General features: G+C 49.6%; 15 protein-coding genes. 6 read left to right on the plus strand and 9 right to left on the minus strand.

The features are described 5' to 3' along the window. Window positions 1-106: 106 nt before the first annotated feature. Complete coding sequence (locus tag ACJ2PR_RS03575; RefSeq protein WP_446875945.1) at window positions 107-1762, minus strand: S8 family serine peptidase; 1656 nt, start codon at window positions 1760-1762, stop codon at window positions 107-109. Window positions 1763-1973: 211 nt separating this feature from the next. On the opposite strand from ACJ2PR_RS03575, the gene rpe reads away from it, so the two are divergent. Both rpe and ACJ2PR_RS03585 read left to right on the plus strand, forming a co-directional pair. Beyond that, a complete protein-coding gene (gene rpe, locus ACJ2PR_RS03580; protein WP_446858212.1) occupies window positions 1974-2675 on the plus strand; it encodes a ribulose-phosphate 3-epimerase in 702 nt (233 codons plus the stop codon). A gap of 369 nt (window positions 2676-3044) precedes the next feature. Continuing rightward, window positions 3045-4655, plus strand: coding sequence for a B12-binding domain-containing radical SAM protein (locus tag ACJ2PR_RS03585; RefSeq protein WP_446875946.1), 1611 nt, complete (start codon window positions 3045-3047; stop codon window positions 4653-4655). 18 nt (window positions 4656-4673) lie between these two features. Here ACJ2PR_RS03585 and ACJ2PR_RS03590 read toward each other — a convergent pair whose 3' ends face one another. Then, entirely contained in the window at window positions 4674-5030 is a 357-nt protein-coding gene (locus tag ACJ2PR_RS03590; RefSeq protein WP_446858214.1) for a hypothetical protein, read from the minus strand. A gap of 232 nt (window positions 5031-5262) precedes the next feature. Here ACJ2PR_RS03590 and ACJ2PR_RS03595 point away from each other — a divergent pair, with 232 nt between their 5' ends. Continuing rightward, window positions 5263-5751, plus strand: a complete 489-nt coding sequence (locus tag ACJ2PR_RS03595) for a DUF4383 domain-containing protein (protein WP_446858215.1) — start codon at window positions 5263-5265, stop codon at window positions 5749-5751. A 274-nt stretch (window positions 5752-6025) separates the two neighbouring features. Here the strand turns inward: ACJ2PR_RS03595 and ACJ2PR_RS03600 are convergent, their stop codons facing one another. From ACJ2PR_RS03600 to ACJ2PR_RS03610, 3 genes are all read right to left on the minus strand, one after another. Next, window positions 6026-6379 carry a ribulose bisphosphate carboxylase small subunit gene (locus tag ACJ2PR_RS03600; protein ID WP_446858216.1) on the minus strand — a complete coding sequence of 118 codons (354 nt, stop codon included), beginning with the start codon at window positions 6377-6379 and terminating at the stop codon, window positions 6026-6028. Between the two features lie 43 nt (window positions 6380-6422). After that, a complete protein-coding gene (rcbX, locus tag ACJ2PR_RS03605) occupies window positions 6423-6818 on the minus strand; it encodes a RuBisCO chaperone RbcX (RefSeq protein WP_446868021.1) in 396 nt (131 codons plus the stop codon). Window positions 6819-7020: 202 nt separating this feature from the next. Further along, complete coding sequence (locus ACJ2PR_RS03610) at window positions 7021-8451, minus strand: form I ribulose bisphosphate carboxylase large subunit (protein WP_446858218.1); 1431 nt, start codon at window positions 8449-8451, stop codon at window positions 7021-7023. 405 nt (window positions 8452-8856) lie between these two features. Here ACJ2PR_RS03610 and ACJ2PR_RS03615 point away from each other — a divergent pair, with 405 nt between their 5' ends. Then, entirely contained in the window at window positions 8857-9156 is a 300-nt protein-coding gene (locus ACJ2PR_RS03615; RefSeq protein WP_446875947.1) for a hypothetical protein, read from the plus strand. Window positions 9157-9224: 68 nt separating this feature from the next. On the opposite strand, the gene ACJ2PR_RS03620 is transcribed toward ACJ2PR_RS03615, so the two are convergent. The 3 genes from ACJ2PR_RS03620 to psaA form a co-directional block, all read right to left on the minus strand. Further along, a complete protein-coding gene (locus tag ACJ2PR_RS03620) occupies window positions 9225-9689 on the minus strand; it encodes a hypothetical protein (protein WP_446875948.1) in 465 nt (154 codons plus the stop codon). 185 nt (window positions 9690-9874) lie between these two features. After that, window positions 9875-12103, minus strand: a complete 2229-nt coding sequence (gene psaB / locus ACJ2PR_RS03625; protein ID WP_446875949.1) for a photosystem I core protein PsaB — start codon at window positions 12101-12103, stop codon at window positions 9875-9877. 23 nt (window positions 12104-12126) lie between these two features. Beyond that, window positions 12127-14382, minus strand: a complete 2256-nt coding sequence (gene psaA, locus ACJ2PR_RS03630; RefSeq protein ID WP_446875950.1) for a photosystem I core protein PsaA — start codon at window positions 14380-14382, stop codon at window positions 12127-12129. Between the two features lie 692 nt (window positions 14383-15074). On the opposite strand from psaA, the gene ACJ2PR_RS03635 reads away from it, so the two are divergent. Both ACJ2PR_RS03635 and ACJ2PR_RS03640 read left to right on the plus strand, forming a co-directional pair. Then, the gene (locus tag ACJ2PR_RS03635) at window positions 15075-17309 is read left to right on the plus strand and encodes a hypothetical protein (RefSeq protein ID WP_446875951.1); all 2235 of its coding nucleotides are present in this window, start codon (window positions 15075-15077) and stop codon (window positions 17307-17309) included. A 96-nt stretch (window positions 17310-17405) separates the two neighbouring features. After that, window positions 17406-17765 carry a thioredoxin-like domain-containing protein gene (locus ACJ2PR_RS03640; RefSeq protein WP_446875953.1) on the plus strand — a complete coding sequence of 120 codons (360 nt, stop codon included), beginning with the start codon at window positions 17406-17408 and terminating at the stop codon, window positions 17763-17765. A gap of 224 nt (window positions 17766-17989) precedes the next feature. On the opposite strand, the gene ACJ2PR_RS03645 is transcribed toward ACJ2PR_RS03640, so the two are convergent. Further along, window positions 17990-18532, minus strand: coding sequence for a hypothetical protein (locus ACJ2PR_RS03645; RefSeq protein WP_446875954.1), 543 nt, complete (start codon window positions 18530-18532; stop codon window positions 17990-17992). Window positions 18533-18830 lie beyond the last annotated feature (298 nt).

An 18830-nucleotide genomic window follows, 5' to 3' on the forward strand; every position in this document is an offset into this window, starting at 1 on the left:
ATCGATCGCGTCCCCAATGAGTAGCGTTTGGCAGTCAGCAACCACTAACTACGCTTTATGTTCTTTCTGCTACGGTACTTTACTCAAACCTCAGATTCGTGATTGGTTACCGTTTTTGTGACGGCACTGTCCACCACGCCAGCGCATAAGGCTGAGTCGGCTCATTCAACCGTTGGCGAAACTGCACCCGAATCTTGTAGCGTCCTGAACTAGGAACCTGATGAAAGATGTGTTCTACATTGTCCTTGTCGCTAACCGAAGACCAGACACTTTGACGAATGTCATTGTCCTCAACCCGCATTAAGTAGAGATCTAGATTGTTGAGTCCGCGATCGCGAAAGGTGTCTCCCACCTCATAGGAACCGTTACGATTTTTATCCAACAGTTCCACCAGCCGATCCCAGATCAGCGTGATCGAGACAAAACTCCCCTGCTGCAAAGGCTTTTCTAATACATAATCCTGAGAAGATTTTTGACCAGAAGCTTCTGCACTCCTCACCCCTCTCTCCTCACTCCTCACTTCCCCATAATCCCAGCCGATCGCAGGCACCATTCCCGCCTTCCACTCGCCCGAACTAAACTGCTGATACGCTCGAAACACATTCAAGTGACCCGCCCCCATCTGAATATTCAGCGGAATTTTGGCATCTCGGTAAGCATCAGAATCGAGCCAGGTTTGATTGTTTTTCTCAACCACGGTGCGCGTCATTCCTAACAGCAGTCCATCGCCTTTGTCTTTGAGCTTTTCGGCAGAGTTAATCATGACGGCTTTCATCACCTCGTGGCGACGGGCATTCAATCCCCAGGGGAGTTTGCAGCCCAGACCGCGTTGACAACTGGCGCGAAGTTGACGATCGCCATATTCCTGCAAAAGTGCCACAGCCCCGGTGACGTGGGGGGCCGCAAAACTGCTCCCGACTGCACTCGTCTGTCTACCATCCAAAGTTGCCACCGGAATTTTGCTACCAGGAGCCAGTAGTGAAATGCCTCGACGGCCGCCCAAAATCGTTTCTACGCCATCGTTTTGCTTGAGAATGCGGGGAGCCGTATCGCCAATATTTGAGAAATCAACCTTTGCAAACACCCCATTCACTCGTCGGCTAAAGGCAATATTCATACCGTTGAAATTGTCTGTAGGAATGGGAATGCCGCCTTTGCCCTGGTTGCCAGCAATCACATAGACGACATCATGCACTCGTGCAGACCAGTCAATACACTGAGTCAACAAAGCATTACCGTCGAGTTTGGCGTTGGGGCGCGGGTCTTGCTGAAGGGCTTCCCCAAAGCTAAAGTTGACTGCTCTCAGGTCGCCGCCGTTTTGCATCGCCAGATGTTGGGTTGCTGCACATTCTTCGGGTTGTCCGCTGCGCTGAGGAATGGCGGCCGCAGATGAATAGAGTCGAGCATTGGGCGCAACGCCTTTAATTGCTTTGCTGTTGGCGATCATGACGCTGGCTACCTGAGCCGCATGGGTGTCTAAATTTGTATTACTTTTAGCTGGCTGGTTTCTTAAGAACGTTCTCGTCAAGAACACCACGCGATTTTTGTTAGCCGCTTTATCTACACCTAATTGAGGCGGCCGGCCGATTTCGACCTGTCCGATCGCGATCTTCTTGCCTGTCAAGTTATAAGGCGGCTGTTGCAATCTCAGCGCATCAATGCCATCCTCATCGATCGACGTTCGTACCGTGGCCCCCTGCAACCCTAAGCATCCAACTCCCAAAACAACCCAACTCAGATTTAAAGCTCGCGATCGCTTCACCGTCTTCACGCTCCATCACACCGTTTCACCTATTCTCCCTCATCCCTCCTCGCGCAGCGGATTACCCCCAAAGGGGGAACAGATCATCGCAGTTCTCCCTCATAGGTATTTGTTCCTAAATCTTCACAAACTTCTGCTGAATAAATGAGAGAAAATATTCACAATTTGTTAAACTGATCACAATCCTTGAACCCCAAACCGCAATACCACCATGAGCCAATCCCAAAAGCCGATCGTCATTGCTCCTTCTATTCTCTCTGCTGACTTTAGCCGTTTAGGAGACGAAATCCGCGCTGTCGATGCAGCAGGAGCAGACTGGATTCATGTGGATGTAATGGATGGTCGGTTTGTCCCCAATATTACGATCGGGCCCCTGATTGTCGAAGCGATTCGTCCGGTCACCCAAAAGCCGCTCGACGTTCACTTGATGATTGTTGAACCTGAGAAATATGTCGGCGATTTTGCCAAAGCTGGTGCAGATCACATCTATGTTCACGCTGAACACAATGCGTCTCCTCACCTGCATCGTACGCTGGGTCAAATCAAAGAATACGGCAAAAAGGCTGGTGTTGTCCTCAATCCAGGTAGCCCGTTAGAACTGATTGATTATGTTCTGGAACTGTGCGATCTGGTGCTGATTATGAGCGTCAACCCCGGTTTTGGTGGACAGAGTTTTATTCCTGGGGTGTTGCCCAAAATTCGCAAGCTGCGTCAAATGTGTGATGAGCGTGGTTTAGACCCCTGGATCGAAGTCGATGGCGGTCTGAAAATTAACAATACCTGGCAAGTGATCGAAGCGGGAGCAAACGCGATCGTTGCTGGCTCCGCCGTTTTCAACGCGCCCGATTATGCCACAGCGATCGAAGGGATTCGTAACAGCAAACGTCCTGCGCCTGAGTTGGCCGCTGTTTAGTTCTCGGATTTCAAAAAATAATCACAAAGAAGGGGGCGATCGACAGTTCGATCGCCTTTTTGATGTTTATGTAACCAATTTTTTCAAAATATTTATATAGTTGGCGAATCGTATCTGATGTTCTCAACCTGCTGTTTGATAGAAATAATTCGTAGTTTCTAGTTAATCGAAGTTTCCAAACTTGATGTAAACCCGACTGAGTTGCAATGGAAATTTCTTCCTGGCTCGAATAACTCTCTACGAAACAACGCTCACTGTTCATCGCTTCGACGCAAAGACTTCTTTACTCCATCTAAGTTCACTCCATCTAAGCCTGCCGCCTTACATTCTGAGGCGCAGCAGATTGCTCATTTTGCTGAGGACAGTTTGATGAAAGTACTCTTGCTCTATCCCCGCTTCCCCAAAACCTTCTGGTCTTACGATCGCTTCATGGAAATGGCCAGCCTGAAGGCAACCATTCCGCCGTTGGGAATCATCACCGTTGCCGCACTTTTGCCGTCAGATTGGGAAATTCGCTTCTACGATCGCAACGTTGGTTACGAAACCGAGGCAGATTGGGACTGGTGTGATGTCGTGATTTTGTCAGCAATGCAAGCACAGCAAACCGATTTCCACGCGCTGATTGGCGAGAGTGTGCGGCGAGGCAAAAAGGTTGCCGTTGGCGGCCCCTATCCGACTTCGGTGCCTGAAAATGCTTTAGCGTCCGGTGCAACCTATCTGATTTTGGATGAAGGCGAACTCACCATTCCCTTGTTTGTCGAGGCGATCGCTCAGGGTCAACAAAGCGGCACTTTTCGAGCCACCGAAAAACCTGATGTGACACAAAGCCCTATGCCTCGGTTTGACTTGCTCAAATTGGATGCCTATTTCATGATGGCAATCCAATTTTCACGCGGATGCCCGTTTAATTGTGAATTCTGCGATATCATCACCCTCTACGGTCGCAAACCCCGCACTAAAGAGCCTGCCCAAACTTTAGCCGAACTGCAAACGCTCTATGACATGGGATGGCGTAGCTCGATTTTCATTGTGGACGATAACTTTATCGGCAATCAGCGCAACGTCAAACGATTTTTGCGAGAACTGATTCCCTGGATGCAACAGCGCCAGTATCCGTTCACCTTTTTTACAGAAGCGTCGGTCAACCTGGCTGAAGATGAGGAATTGTTGGATCTGATGAGGCAAGCAGGCTTTTACAGCGTCTTTTTGGGCATCGAAACGCCGGATCAAGACAGCCTGCAAGTCACGCGCAAACCGCAAAACACCCGTAGTCCCTTGATTGAGGCTTGTCACAAAATTACCCAGGCAGGAATGCTAATCTATGCAGGTTTTATCTTGGGGTTTGATGGAGAACGCCGAGGTGCAGGGTCACGAATTCAAGCGTTTGTTGAGGCCACTAATATTCCTCAACCCATGCTGGGAATTTTGCAAGCTCCCCCTAACACGGCACTGTGGGATCGGCTGCAAAAAGAGCAACGCTTGATCCGCCGTAGCCACGATGCTCTCGAAGTCGGCGATCAGAACACGCTGATGAATTTTGAGCCAACCCGCCCGATCGAAGAAATTGCCCAAGAATATCTGCAAGCGCTGTGGACGATGTATGAGCCAACCCACTATCTGCGGCGTTGCTTTCAGCATTGTCTGGCGATTACTGCCAATCCTCGACTTCAGCAAAATGTCCACTTTCCGCCAGGAAAAGGTCTGCGGCTCATCGCTCAACTGCTGTGGATTCAGGGAATTTGGCGATCAGGCACACGATCCCAGTTTTGGTGGCAGCTTTGGCAAATTGCGCGTCAGAAGCCGCAGTTTCTCAACATGTACCTGGGATTGTGTGCCGCGGGGGAGCATTTTCTAGAGTACCGATCGCTGGCCCGTCAGCGCATTAGCCAACAACTGGGCTACGACCCGCTCTCGGTTGCAGTAGAAGAAAGTCCACTAGAGGAAAGTCCACTGCTCGCCCACCCTCTGAAGGTGCCCTAGGCAAGGTGCTTTAGAAATTCATTCTTCGATGACTTCGCGAATCCGCCGCTCTAAGCGATCGAGATCCAGCCCACCTTCATCTCGCGAAAACCGACGAACTGACTTATTCACCTGCTGCAAATCGTTGAAGACATCGCGCAAAATCTCTTGCTGCTGACGAGCCTGGGTGACTTCGCGGGGTTCTTGCACGAGATCACGGACAATCGAATCTTCGGCACGAGAGGCAATCAGAGGGTCAGACTGTCCCTGCACATGCACAAAAGTCCGACGACCGGGGCCGCGCTCTTCTTCGATCGGAATCACAGCCGTCACCTGGTCAGAGCGCACATACTTACCAAACCCTAAGTGAACTAGCACGGATGATTGAATTCTCATTCGGATTAATCTTCTCTTTGATATTTCTATTATCGCGAGTATTTGACTTGGCTGAGTGCTAGTCTCTGAGCGGATTTCACGCTATTTTGAGTTGGGTTTTCCGCAGGATTTTAAGGGGCATTCTTTCTCAGATTCAGCCGATCGAAGAATGCCTTCAGACAGATTTTTATTCTCAAAACCTTATTTGAATGGTGAGTATGGCACTCAATTTTTCAACCACTGAGGTAATCAAATGCAGAACAGTCTTCCTTCTACCTTCAAGAAGTTAATTGACAGCGAACGTGCAGTCGCTCTGATTCTAGGAATTGTCTTTTTAGTGGTCGGGATTGCTGGGTTTATTCCTGGCTTTATTCAGTTTCCGGGAGATGCTCCTGTGACTGGAGTTTATGTTCCTAGACTGTCTTTTTCGGATGGCTATGGACATGTTTTTGGATTGTTTCCAACTAACTTTTTGCACAATGCGATTCACATCGTCGTTGGTGTTTTAGGAATTGCGGCTGCCACAAGTTTTAGCGGTTCGTTGGTTTACAATCGCGGCTTTGCGATCGTCTATACGCTGATTGTTCTCATGGGTTTGCTGCCCGCCACAAATACGACATTTGGGCTAATGCCGATCTACGGAAACAATGTCTGGTTTAATGCATTGACGGCCCTTGTTGCAGGATACGTCGGTTTCTTTAAGCCTGCTGAAGTCGAAAAAATGACTTCCTCGAATGCCTAATTAGGTAACCAAAACAACTTCAAATTAAAAGTTAGTTAGATGGGTTTGATGAGACGGTTTTGTAGCGATCGTGCTTCATCAGACCCATTTCAATATTTAAGTAAAACAACACGACGTAAATTGACTGGAAAGAACTTCGTCGAATCGACATTAGTAGAACAAACATTACAACAACAAAAAAGGGAGATAGCATAAACTACTCCCCGATGCATGTGAAAGATTCTCTGTTAAGAACCTCAAAACAACTGCCAATCAAACATTGGCGAATCGCAAACTAATAACGGTAGCCACTGCTGTTGCCACTCGTACCAGGCTTGTGAACAATAAAGCTCATCACCTGACACTGTTTGATGTTGTCAAAGGCCACGACACGAATGTAGCAGTTGGAATACTCAGAGCGGCACTGTTGCACTTCGTTCAAGACTTCTTGAGGGCCAGTTGCATTAAACAAAGGCAACTTCCACATCGTCCAGTAGTATTCTGCGGGGTCAGACTTCTCGTTAAACTCGATGCAAGGAAAATAACCCTGGTCGATCGTGTATTGAATCTGACGGGCAATTTGGGCATCAGTCAGCGGGGGCAGGTAGGAGAAAGTCTCAAAACGCTGCTCTTTGGGTAGAGTTTTCATGAATGTCCTCAAAGATGGATGGGTTAATGTGGACGCGACTCCTTTAGGAGTCTTCAGAATCAGAAGATTCAGACGGTTCAGAATCAGTGGGAGTCGTCAAATCTAGCTGCGTAATACGTTCTAACTGCTGGCGGCGCTGCTCCATGTTGGACTCTTGAACCGACGATCGCAGCATTTCCGGCAAAAACTCTGAGATCTCATTTGCAAGATGTTCTCGCACGGTCAAAATCCTGAATGCCAAATCCTGCCGTTCGCGAAACAGCGCTTGCAAATAAGCCTCGCCGTCCTGAATTCGTTCTCGTGATGAGAATTGATGCAGCCAGTAAGCCCGCTTCGGCTCAGTTTCATCCAACTGGGCAATCACCACTCGCACTGCTTGATAAGTCAAGTAGCTGACCAGCGTTTTTGTCGTATCTTTCGCAATTCGCTTGAGATCCATAAAGGGAGGGATGAAGGATGAGGGATGAGGAATGAGTAGACTGTGTTGAAGAGTAAGGTCTGGAGATTGTTGAGAATGAGTGTACTACTACATTTCTCCTCTCTCACCACCGACTCTTCTTTTTATCCTTCATCCCTCTCGCGAAGCGTATTACCCCCAAAGGGGGAACAGATCATCGAAGACAACCCCTCATCCCTGTTCATCAAACGGTATCGACAGCCTCAAACTCAAACTTGATTTCTTTCCAAAGTTCGCAAGCGGTCGCCAGATCAGGAGACCAACGGCAAGCTTCACGAATGATGTCGCCGCCTTCACGCATCAGGTCACGACCTTCGTTGCGGGCTTGGACACAGGCTTCGAGAGCCACGCGGTTAGCCGTTGCACCAGGTGCGTTACCCCAGGGGTGTCCGAGCGTCCCACCACCAAATTGCAGCACGGAATCGTCACCGAAGATTTCCACAAGAGCAGGCATGTGCCATACGTGAATCCCACCGGACGCAACCGCCATCACACCGGGCATTGAGGCCCAATCTTGGGTGAAGTAGATCCCACGAGACGGATCGCGCTCGATGTAGTTTTCGCGGAGCAGGTCGATGAAACCAAGGGTAATTGCCTTGTCACCTTCGAGCTTACCAACGACAGTTCCCGTGTGGATGTGGTCACCACCGGACATTCTCAAGCACTTAGCCAAGACGCGGAAGTGCATCCCGTGGTTTTTCTGACGGTCGATGACAGCGTGCATCGCGCGGTGAATGTGCAGCAAAACGCCATTGTCGCGGCACCAGTGAGCCAGCGTGGTGTTTGCGGTGAAGCCTGCCGTCAAGAAGTCGTGCATGATGATGGGCATTTCGAGTTCTTTGGCGTACTCAGCCCGTTTCAGCATTTCTTCGCAGGTGGCGGCGGTACAGTTCAGGTAGTGACCTTTGATTTCGCCAGTTTCTGCTTGGGATTTGTGGATTGCGTCTGCGACAAAGAGGAAGCGATCGCGCCACCGTTGGAAAGGCTGCGAGTTGATGTTTTCGTCGTCTTTGGTGAAGTCCAGACCGCCGCGCAAGCATTCATAAACGGCGCGTCCGTAGTTCTTAGCTGATAGACCGAGTTTGGGCTTGATTGTGCAACCCAGCATTGGGCGACCGTATTTGTTGATTTTGTCGCGTTCAACTTGAATGCCGTGAGGGGGCCCCTGGAAGGTCTTCAAGTAAGCGATGGGAATCCGCAAATCTTCTAAACGCAGTGCTTTGAGCGCTTTGAACCCAAACACGTTACCAACCAACGAGGTCAAGAGATTGGTGACGGAGCCTTCCTCAAACAAATCCAGAGGATATGCAATGTAGGCGATGAACTGGCTGTCTTCACCGGGGACGGGTTCGATGTCGTAGCAGCGTCCTTTGTAGCGATCGAGATCGGTCAGCAGGTCTGTCCACACGGTTGTCCAGGTGCCTGTAGAAGACTCGGCTGCGACGGCGGCGGCTGCTTCTTCGGGGGGGACTCCAGGCTGAGGTGTGACCCGGAACGCTGCCAGAATATCGGTATCTTTGGGGGTGTAGTCTGGGGTGTAATACGTTAAACGGTAATCTTGAACCCCAGCCTTGTACCCAGTTTTGCTCTGGGTCTTGGTTTGAGCGTACGACATATCTCCCTTCCTGTTTAAATCGTCAAAATTTCAGCAAGCAGCACCAAGCGCATTCAGACAGACCGCCTGACCGATTTTGGTTGTCCATTTTGTACCGTACACCAATAGGGGATCAGCTTGATATAAATGATCCCAATTTCTTGAATCAGTTTTTTGGCTTACATCCGCTCTGGTGTTTTTGCACGGCTTCTTAATAACAATATCAGGATTGTGATAAGCCACACTTTAGAGATTCTGGTTTGTTAAATAACTTATCGTTATGCTTTGCGTTGGTAATTATTTTTCTGTAATACGTTTTGTAATGAAATATTGAGTGGGGATCGGGAGACAGAAATTGGAGAAGTGATTGACAAATACTTAAACTCGTCAGACTGTAATTATCTAGAATAAGGAATAGAAGTCACGATGAGCCAAACCCCGCAGCAGCCGGAGCCTTTAGACACTAGAATCACCAACTTGGAGCGTGATATGTCCGATCTAAGAGTCGCCGCAGAAGCCCTTTTGCAGACCGCCCAGATTCACCAGCTTAATTTTGAAACCGTTAGCGCCGAATTGGCAGCAACCCGTCAGCGTCACCTGGAGAGCGATCAACGGTTTGAAATTCTCTTAGCCGACCTGAGACAGCTAAAGATTGATAGCGATCGTCGTTTTGATGAGATGCAGCGCCGTCTTGATCGAAATCGCGATCAACAAAACGAAGGCTAGTCAGAGACGACCACTAAGAGCTAGTTTGTCTATGTTGTGATTGAGAGATCTAGAAACGCAGGGGCTTCTCAAGAGTTCAAATCTCCAACTGTGATATCGATATCTTTTGAGGTTGCTCCTCCAGTTATGTTGCTACCTCTTATCTCGAAGTGAATCCAATCTACTAAGGATTGCTCCTCATGCAGAAACTGAAGGGCGGGTGTGACTGGAAAACAAAACAAGCCATCGGGTTTCACAACACAAGGCTCCCAAAACGGATAAACATTTCTCCTATCTATAAACATCTTTAAGCTTCCTCCAGTTGTTTCAGCTATCAAGTGTGTAATGAAAGCAACTGTTGGCGCAAATAGCTCTTGAATAGTGCTTCCATTGGATAGTCGTTCTCTCAAACCTGACTCCACAACAGAAAGATTATTCTCAATGTCTTCTGAGCAAGCATCAAAGCCAAGCAAAGTATTCAATTGCTCCTTCAGGAACGGCATTTCAGAAATGAAGTTTTGTTCTTGAGGCAAAAGATCATGCATTGTATTCATACTTCGACATACAAACTTTTTTCCTAGAAGGCAGTTCAGTTTGAGGCGACTTGTAAGGGATTGCATTCAGTAAGTAACTAGGCAACCTTGGGAGCCGTCCCATAAAGTGGAAGTCTTGCTACGACGAAAAATCCCCCACCGATCGGCAGGGGACTCTTTCTATTTGCCTACAGAGTTAGTTGGCGTTAACCAAACTTACCTGCTGTAGACGCAATCACAAAGGCAGCGTAAGTCAACACATACCCCACAGTGAAGTGAGCTAGACCAACTAAGCGACCTTGGACGATCGACATTGCCACAGGCTTGTCCTTCCAGCGAATCAGGTTGGCAAGCGGAGTCCGCTCGTGTGCCCAAACCAAGGTTTCGATCAGTTCTTGCCAGTAGCCTCTCCAGGAGATCAAGAACATGAAGCCCGTTGCCCAGACAAGGTGCCCAAAGAGGAACATCCACGCCCAAACCGCCAAGTTATTCATGCCGTAGGGGTTATACCCGTTGATCAACGGCGCAGAGTATTGCCACAGGTAGTCACGGAGCCAACCCATTAGATAAGTTGAGCTTTCATTAAACTGAGCCACATTCCCCGACCAGATCGAGAGATGCTTCCAGTGCCAGTAGAACGTCACCCAGCCAATAGTGTTCAGCATCCAGAACATCGCGAGGTAGAACGCATCCCAGGCTGAGATGTCGCAAGTACCGCCACGACCTGGCCCATCACAAGGGAAGCTGTAGCCAAAGTCTTTCTTGTCAGGCATCAGCTTAGAACCTCGCGCATCCAACGCACCTTTGACCAAAATCAGGGTGGTGGTGTGCAAGCCAAGCGCGATCGCATGGTGAACCAGGAAGTCGCCCGGCCCAATGGTCAAGAACAGAGAGTTGGTGCCGCTATTAATCGCATCCAACCAGCCAGGGAGCCACACATTGCCGTAGTTGGGCCAGGCAGTCGAAGCAATACTGTTGGGGTCAGATAGCAAGGTCTGCATACCATACAGCGCTTTACCAGAGGACGCTTGAACGAACTGTGCAAACACAGGCTCAATCAAGATTTGCTTTTCAGGCGTTCCAAATGCAACCACCACGTCGTTGTGAACGTACAAGCCGAGGGTGTGGAAGCCGAGGAATAGAGACACCCAGCTCAGGTGAGAGATGATTGCCTCTTTGTGTTGGAGAACACGATCGAGCACATTGCCTTTATTCAGGTCAGGATCGTAGTCCCGAACCCAGAAGATAGCGCCGTGAGCAAACGCCCCCACCATTAAGAATCCAGCAATGTACTGGTGATGGGTATACAACGCAGCCTGTGTTGTAAAGTCCTTCGCCATGAAAGCGTAGGGAGGCAGCGCGTACATGTGTTGAGCAACGAGCGAGGTGATGACTCCGAGAGCTGCCAGCGCCAGCGCCAGTTGGAAGTGGAGGGAGTTGTTAACAACGTCATACAACCCCTGGTGAGGCAGGTTAAACTGACCCTCCGATCGTCCACCGACCAGACCCTTCTTACTGTCCAGCATGTCTTTGATGCTGTGACCGATGCCGAAGTTTGTCCGATACATGTGACCCGCAACGATGAACAGGACGGCGATCGCCAGGTGGTGATGCGCCATATCCGTCAACCAAAGCGACTCGGTTTGAGGATGGAAGCCACCTAAGAAGGTGAGAATCGCAGTTCCTGAGCCTTCGCCCGTACCAAAGATATGGTTCGCCGTATCAGGATTTTCTGCATACACGCCCCAGTTGCCCGTAAAGAAGGGCCCTAGCCCTGCGGGGTGCGGCATCGTCGAAAGGAAGTTTTCCCAGCCGACGTGCTGACCGCGAGATTCGGGGATGGCAACGTGGATCAAGTGACCCGCCCAGGCGAGAGAACTCACACCAAACAAACCAGACAAGTGGTGGTTGAGGCGAGACTCTGCGTTTTTGAACCAGGCCAGGCTCGGACGGAATTTGGGCTGAAGGTGGAGCCAGCCAGCAAATAGCATGACGGCCGCCAAAACCAGCAGGAAGATTGACCCTTGATAAAGGTCTGCATTCGTCCGCATCCCGATCGTGTAAAACCAGTGGTACAGACCGGAATAGGAGATATCAACCGGGTAGTTTGCGCCGCCCTGAGAGAACGCATCTACCGCAGGTTTACCGAATTGAGGGTCCCAAATCGCATGAGCGATCGGGCGGACATTTAAAGGATCTTTGATCCATTGCTCGAAGTTGCCTTGCCAAGCGATGTGGAATTGGCTACCTGATGCCCAAAGAAAGATGATTGCCAGATGACCAAAGTGGGTCGCAAAAAGCTTTTGGTAAAGCTTCTCTTCCGTCATTCCGTCGTGGCTTTCAAAGTCGTGAGCCGTAGCGATTCCGTACCAAATCCGACGGGTTGTGGGATCTTGGGCAAGGTCTTGGCTAAATTTTGGAAATTTAGTTGCCATAAGTGCGTTTGATTCCTCCTGGCTTATCCAAGTGACAGTGCCCGCGCTAGGAAGAATGCCCATGTGGTGACAATTCCGCCTAGGAGGTAGTGAGCCACACCTACAGCCCGACCTTGAATGATGCTCAAGGCGCGAGGTTGAATCGCAGGTGCAACTTTTAGCTTATTGTGTGCCCAAACAATCGACTCGATCAGTTCTTGCCAGTAACCGCGACCGCTAAACAAGAACATCAAGCTAAATGCCCAGACAAAGTGAGCGCCCAAGAACAGCAAGCCGTAAGCCGACAGCGCTGAACCGTAAGAGCTAATCACCTGAGAGGCCTGTGCCCAGAGGAAGTCACGCAACCAGCCGTTGATCGTGATTGCACTTTGAGCAAAGTTGCCGCCCGTGATGTGGTCAACCGTGCCGTCTGGTGCAACGGTTCCCCAAACATCCGACTGCATTTTCCAACTGAAGTGGAAGATGGCGACGGAGATGGAGTTGTACATCCAAAACAGACCGAGGAAGACGTGATCCCAACCAGAAACCTGGCAGGTGCCGCCACGACCGGGGCCGTCGCAAGGGAAGCGGAAGCCCAAGTTTGCTTTGTCAGGAATCAGACGTGAGCTACGGGCAAACAGAACGCCTTTCAGCAGAATGAGTACCGTGACGTGAATCGTAAAGGCGTGGATGTGGTGAACCATAAAGTCCGCCGTACCCAGGACGATCGGCATCATGGCAACCTTACCGCCGACTGCGATCGTACCGCCACCAAATGCATAACTCGCAGGAGCCAAAGCGTTGGGAGCCGTTGAGCCAGGTGCCAGCGTGTGGAGATTTTGAATCCACTGAGCAAACACAGGCTGAAGTTGAATTGCGGTATCCGAGAACATATCTTGAGGACGACCCAAAGCGCGCATCGTGTCGTTATGAACGTACAGACCGAAGCTGTGGAAGCCCAGGAAGATACAAACCCAGTTGAGGTGAGAAATGATAGCGTCGCGGTGACGGATGACCCGATCGAGCAGATTGTTTTGATTCACAACCGGATCGTAGTCCCGCACCATAAAGATGGCACCGTGAGCCGCTCCACCGACGATGAAGAAGCCACCCAACCACATGTGGTGAGTAAACAGCGACAACTGTGTACCGTAGTCAGTCGCCAGATACGGATAGGGAGGCATCGCGTACATGTGTTGCGCCACGATGATGCTCAGAGAGCCAACCATTGCCAGGTTAATGGCGAGTTGAGCGTGCCAGGAAGTCGTCAGCACTTCATATAGACCCTTGTGACCTTCGCCAGTGAAGGGGCCTTTGTGCGCTTCCAGAATTTCCTTGATGCTGTGACCGATGCCCCAGTTGGTGCGGTACATGTGACCCGCGATGATAAACAGGACGGCGATCGCCAGGTGGTGATGCGCGGTATCTGTCAACCAAAGTCCGCCTGTGACAGGGTTTAAGCCACCCTTGAAGGTGAGGAAGTCAGCGTATTCGCCCCAATTCAATGTCCAAAAAGGAGTCAGTCCTTTGGCAAAGCTGGGGTAGATGTCTGCCATCAGTTGCGAGTTCAAAATGAACTCGTGAGGCAGCGGAATCTTGTCTGCGGGAACGCCGCGATCCAAAAGCTCGTTGATGGGAAGAGCGACGTGGATTTGGTGTCCAGCCCAACCGAGGGAACCCAGTCCAAATAAGCCAGACAGGTGATGGTTGAGCATCGACTCCACGTTCTGGAACCATTCCAGTTTGGGAGCGCGTTTGTGGTAGTGAAACCACCCGGCAAACAACATCAGACCAGCCATGACCAATCCGCCGATCGCGGTGACATAAAGCTGGAATTCGTTGGTGATGCCTGCTGCTCGCCACAGTTGGAAGAACCCAGAGGTAATCTGAATCCCGTGGAAGCCGCCGCCGACATCAGCATTGAGGATTTCTTGACCGAAGATCGGCCACACCACTTGAGCACTGGGCTTTACGTGGAGGGGATCAGCAAGCCAAGCAGAATAGTTTGAAAAGCGAGCGCCATGAAAGTACATGCCACTCAGCCAGATGAACACAACTGCCAAATGGCCAAAGTGGGCGCTAAAGATTTTACGAGAAACGTCTTCTAAGTCGCTGGTATGGCTATCGAAATCATGGGCGTTGGCGTGAAGGTTCCAAATCCAGGTGGTGGTTTTTGGGCCTTTAGATAGGGTGCGATCGAAGTGACCCGGTTGTGCCCACTTCTCAAAGGAAGTAGGAGTCGGATCTTTATCGACAACAACCCTGACCTTTGCCTCGCGCTCCGGTGGGCTAATTGTCATTGAGACTCTCCTCTCTCTAGACAAGGAACGAGCAAGTTCCGAACTTCAGGCTGGTCTTTGATCCCAGACGGTTCGGTTTTGCTGCACTGAATGGCTATCTTCATTCGTATAAAAGCGTGTGCTTTGTAACTTGCGTGCAGTCTTAACGGTTGATCTGAGAACAAAGTGTCTTTTCACAACTAGGTCAGAATCCTGCAATCGTCATGAAAGTAGCCTTTGTGGGTTCTCATTGCGTCATTATAGGTGGATGATGAAGACGTTTTCAGAGACAGTTAACAATAATTCAAACTCTGTGAAAGAGGGATAGTGATTGGGTTCCAACTTTTAGCAAGTCATCAAAAGTCAAGGGTTTGTCGATTAACTTTACATCTCTCAAACATCGAAAAAGTAAATCAAAACCATTGAGCGTAAACGATATTTTATTCATCTAGTTATTAACAATTTGTTGTAGAAGCAAGACGCAGCAAGTGATCTGTGCTTTGTAAGACTAAATTTGTCGTCGCGAATTCAATTTCCTCCATTACCGTTCTCTAAAGACAGCTTGTTTTGGCAGGTTTTTAGAGCGCAGTTCGCCCTTCATACATATATCTACACAGTTTTACAAATCGTCAGGTTGAGAAATATTCAATCGATCGCCCCACAAACCCCTAAGCTGGTAGCTGAAGACTGGTTCGTATGTAGGAGTATGCTCGGTGTTTGGGATCAACCGCTGGTGGACTGTTGCTAAGACGTTACTGATATCTGGACTGCTGCTGTTAAATCTGTGGGGATGCAGCGAAAAGGTTGTATCCGTTGAGCCGCCTGCTCCGGGTGCTGCCCCTGTCAAGTTGGCTGGCAAGATTTCAGAAGTCTCGCCGCCAGAGGTGATTCAAGAATTGCGGCAGGTTTTAGAGAAGTATCAGCCGCAGGTGACGATCGTCTCTCCTCGTGCGGGCGAAGTGTTGCAGGACGATGCCGTAGAGGTGCGGCTTCAAGTCAAGGATCTGCCCCTATATAAGGATGAGAGTTTGGGACTGGGATCTCATCTACATGTCTTTCTAGATAATCAGCCTTATCGGGCAGTTTACGACACGAGTCAGCCAATTACGTTCACAGATCTGGCCCCTGGAACTCATACGATTCGAGTATTGGCGGGTCGTCCCTGGCATGAGAGCTTTAAGAATGATGGCGCGTATGCTCAGACGATGTTTCACGTTTTCACCAAAACTTCTGACAATAATCCTGATCCCAATTTGCCGCTGTTGACTTACAGCCGTCCACAGGGGACGTATGGCGCAGAACCAGTTTTGCTAGATTTCTATCTGACCAATGCTCCTCTGCACCTTGTCGCCGAAGAAGATGAGCAAGATGATGTGGTGGACTGGCGCATTAAGGTGACGGTGAATGGGGAAAGTTTTGTGATCGATCGCTGGCAGCCGCTCTATCTCAAAGGCTTTAAGCCTGGCAAAAATTGGGTGCAGTTGCAGTACATCGACGAGAAGGGCAATTCGATTCAGAATGTCTACAACAACACGGCACGAGTCTTCACCTATGAACCGAACGGCAAAGATACGTTGTCTAAGTTAGTTCGTGGTGAAATCTCTGCGGCAGATGCTCGTGGCATCGTTGACCAAAACGACAAGCCTAGAGTACCTTCACCAGCACCGACTCCTTCTCCAGAGCCGATCCCCGTTGTTCCGTCCCCTGTTCCGTCAGTGGAAGTCACCCCGAAGCCGACCCCGACAGAAAAGCCGATCGAGGATGAAACCAAAGAAGACGAGACGAAGCCTGCGATCTCTCCGAGTGACCCGCAAGGGGTCGAGCCTGAGTCACCAGCGCCGAAAGGCTTCTTCAATCGCTTCCGCCGTCCTGAGAATCTGGAACCTTCTCCCGAACCAACGCCAAGTGTGACTCCTGAACCCATTCCTACTGTGGAGCCAACGCCCAAAGCAGCACCACCGACTGAAAGCCCCATTCCCGAACTCCCGGTTCCATCGGCTAAAGAGGCTCCTCAAGGCGGATTCTTCGATCGCTTCCGCCGCCCTCGATCGCCCAAGCCCTTTCCCATTCCTACGCCAGACCCGACTCCGAGTGTGTCTCCCATTCCTGAGATAGAGGAAGCTCCACCAGAGTCAGTAGAGAAGCCCATTCCCGAACTTCCGATTCCCCCTGTCAAAGAGGCCCCTCAAAGCGGATTCTTCGATCGCTTCCGTCGCCCCGAACGAATAAAACCACTCCCACAGGTGACACCCACTCCCACAATGGAGCCAAATCCTGAAGAGACGATCTCTCCGAATTACCCGCAAGGGGCCGAGCCAGCCCAAGAACCAACTTCAGACCCTTCGAGTCCAACGGTCAAAGAAGCCCCAAGAGAAAGTTTTCTCGATCGCTTCCGTCGTCCTGAAACAGTAAAACCGTCTCCAACTATCACACCAGATCCGACTCCCTCTGTAGAACCTGTTCCTGAAGAAGCAGTCGAGCCAACGGATTCAGAGGAGCCAATTCCCAACCTTCCGATTTCACCCGTCAAAGAGACCCCTCAGAAAGGATTCTTCGATCGCCTCCGTCGCCCCGAAATGCCCCAACCTTCTCCCAGCACTGCGCCTGAGCCGCTTGTAGAAGACCCGATCGAAGCAGTCGAAAAAGCTGAACCAGAAGAAGCTCCCTCGCTTCCTGAAACTCAGTTACCTGAAACTCCCGAAGTGCCTGCAACCAAGCCGAGAAGCGAATTAGAGAAGCGATTGGGAATGCCGCTTAATCCGCCAATTGCCTCACCTCCTCTTAAAGTCAAACCCACTGAACCAAGACAGCCAGCCGCTAGAGTCGCCGAACCGTCAAATCAAACGAATCGTCCTGTTGAACCCGCCCCGCCCGAAACTCCGATCGAACTCCCCAAAACACTAGAAGCCCCCTCTGACGAACCCATCCCCATCCCAGCCATTCAGTAAAAGTCAGCAACAAACAAGTTAGTAGAATCAGAGGCCCGATCGAATCGGGCCTCTTTTTTTCGCTAGGGTGAGGGCATCAAGCTTTGCGAATTTTTTATGCCTCGTGTCCGTGCCCCCCAACTGCCTCAAGACTGCGTTTGGCTAAATATCGATCGTCCCCTCTCGCTCAAAAATCTCAAAGGGCGGGTCGTTTTGCTCGACTTCTGGACTTATGGCTGCATCAACTGTCTACATGTTCTGCCCGATCTGAAATATTTGGAAGAGAAATATCAGACTTGCTTGACGACGATCGCCATTCACTCTGCCAAGTTTGATCACGAGCAAGAAACTGAGAACATTCGTCAGGCAATTTTGCGCTATGACATTGAGCATCCAGTGTTGATCGATCGCGGGTTTCGAGTCTGGCAAGAATATGCCATTCGCGCCTACCCGACTTTTGCCGTGATTGATCTCTGAGGGTGTGTCGTTCAGATTCAAAAAGTTCTTCTGCGTCTGATTCTAGGGGCTAGAAAGCGAATGGATTCTCTGCTGCTGAATTCTTTAACTTACAGCAAGATTCGCGCTTACTCTAGCCAAGAGTAAACTTCAAACTAGTTATAGGAGTATCCAAAAAGACCATTATTGGTTTGTGGATTCTCTGCTGGTGAATTCTTTAACTTACAGCAAGATTCGCGCTTACTCTAGCCAAGAGTAAACTTCAAACTAGTTATAGGAGTATCCAAAAAGACCATTATTGGTTTGTTGTTGTAATAAAGAACCGCATCTGGAATTGCATTACCAGGAAGATTAATTTCGCCAGAAGTGTAGCCATTAAGTCCTAGTGATGATAACTGAACCATATCACCTGCATTGATGTTGTAGTCAGTAACAACTGCAAAACGAGGATTCGTAAGACCGAAATTGTTACTAAAATAGTGAGGACCAAATTGATCACCTGCAACAAAAGTGTCTGCTCCAGCACCGCCAAACAAAAAGTCTATTCCGCTGCTGTATTCGTTGTAAGCCGTGGTGTAGTCATTACCATTCCCACCTGCGGCAGTATTGCCGTAGATACCTTGATCTGAATAACTGCTTCTCCATACAGCACCTTGAAAAAACCATTGGGTGTTCAAAGAATTTCTATTAACACTATTTATGAAAACATCGCGAGGATCTCCAAAAGCCAGTGTACTTCCAGTAAAACCTGCGTTTGATTCGGCTAAAATGCTGTCCCAAAGGCTCATAACTAAATTCCTGGTGAATGCTCACTAACCATCAAAGTTTAATTCCTCCTAGAGAGTTTGTAAAGTAGGTTTTATCAATGCCCAAAGAGAAGGTTTGGTGCGTACCCACAGGGAATAGCCAAAGATGAGATTGAAATTAATCTCATCTTTATAGAAACCGTCCACAGCGTAAAAACATTTCTCAACAAACGTTTCAGCGATTACGCTATAGCTAACTTGAAGGTGACGACGATCGCGTTCCCCCATCTCTGTGCGCCCGATGTTTGTCTTCCAAAAACCCTTTAAAAAGCAAGAGAGA

It is taken from the genome of Phormidesmis sp. 146-33 (assembly GCF_052939515.1).

Bases quoted from the DNA above. Each gene is read 5' to 3' on its own strand.
- psaA (WP_446875950.1), bottom strand. From the start codon at position 14,382: ATGACAATTAGCCCACCGGAGCGCGAGGCAAAGGTCAGGGTTGTTGTC.
- ACJ2PR_RS03620 (WP_446875948.1), bottom strand. From the start codon at position 9,689: ATGAATACAATGCATGATCTTTTGCCTCAAGAACAAAACTTCATTTCT.
- psaB (WP_446875949.1), bottom strand. From the start codon at position 12,103: ATGGCAACTAAATTTCCAAAATTTAGCCAAGACCTTGCCCAAGATCCC.
- ACJ2PR_RS03600 (WP_446858216.1), bottom strand. From the start codon at position 6,379: ATGAAAACTCTACCCAAAGAGCAGCGTTTTGAGACTTTCTCCTACCTG.
- ACJ2PR_RS03595 (WP_446858215.1), top strand. From the start codon at position 5,263: ATGCAGAACAGTCTTCCTTCTACCTTCAAGAAGTTAATTGACAGCGAA.
- ACJ2PR_RS03645 (WP_446875954.1), bottom strand. From the start codon at position 18,532: ATGAGCCTTTGGGACAGCATTTTAGCCGAATCAAACGCAGGTTTTACT.
- rpe (WP_446858212.1), top strand. From the start codon at position 1,974: ATGAGCCAATCCCAAAAGCCGATCGTCATTGCTCCTTCTATTCTCTCT.
- rcbX (WP_446868021.1), bottom strand. From the start codon at position 6,818: ATGGATCTCAAGCGAATTGCGAAAGATACGACAAAAACGCTGGTCAGC.
- ACJ2PR_RS03610 (WP_446858218.1), bottom strand. From the start codon at position 8,451: ATGTCGTACGCTCAAACCAAGACCCAGAGCAAAACTGGGTACAAGGCT.
- ACJ2PR_RS03585 (WP_446875946.1), top strand. From the start codon at position 3,045: ATGAAAGTACTCTTGCTCTATCCCCGCTTCCCCAAAACCTTCTGGTCT.
- ACJ2PR_RS03590 (WP_446858214.1), bottom strand. From the start codon at position 5,030: ATGAGAATTCAATCATCCGTGCTAGTTCACTTAGGGTTTGGTAAGTAT.
- ACJ2PR_RS03615 (WP_446875947.1), top strand. From the start codon at position 8,857: ATGAGCCAAACCCCGCAGCAGCCGGAGCCTTTAGACACTAGAATCACC.
- ACJ2PR_RS03640 (WP_446875953.1), top strand. From the start codon at position 17,406: ATGCCTCGTGTCCGTGCCCCCCAACTGCCTCAAGACTGCGTTTGGCTA.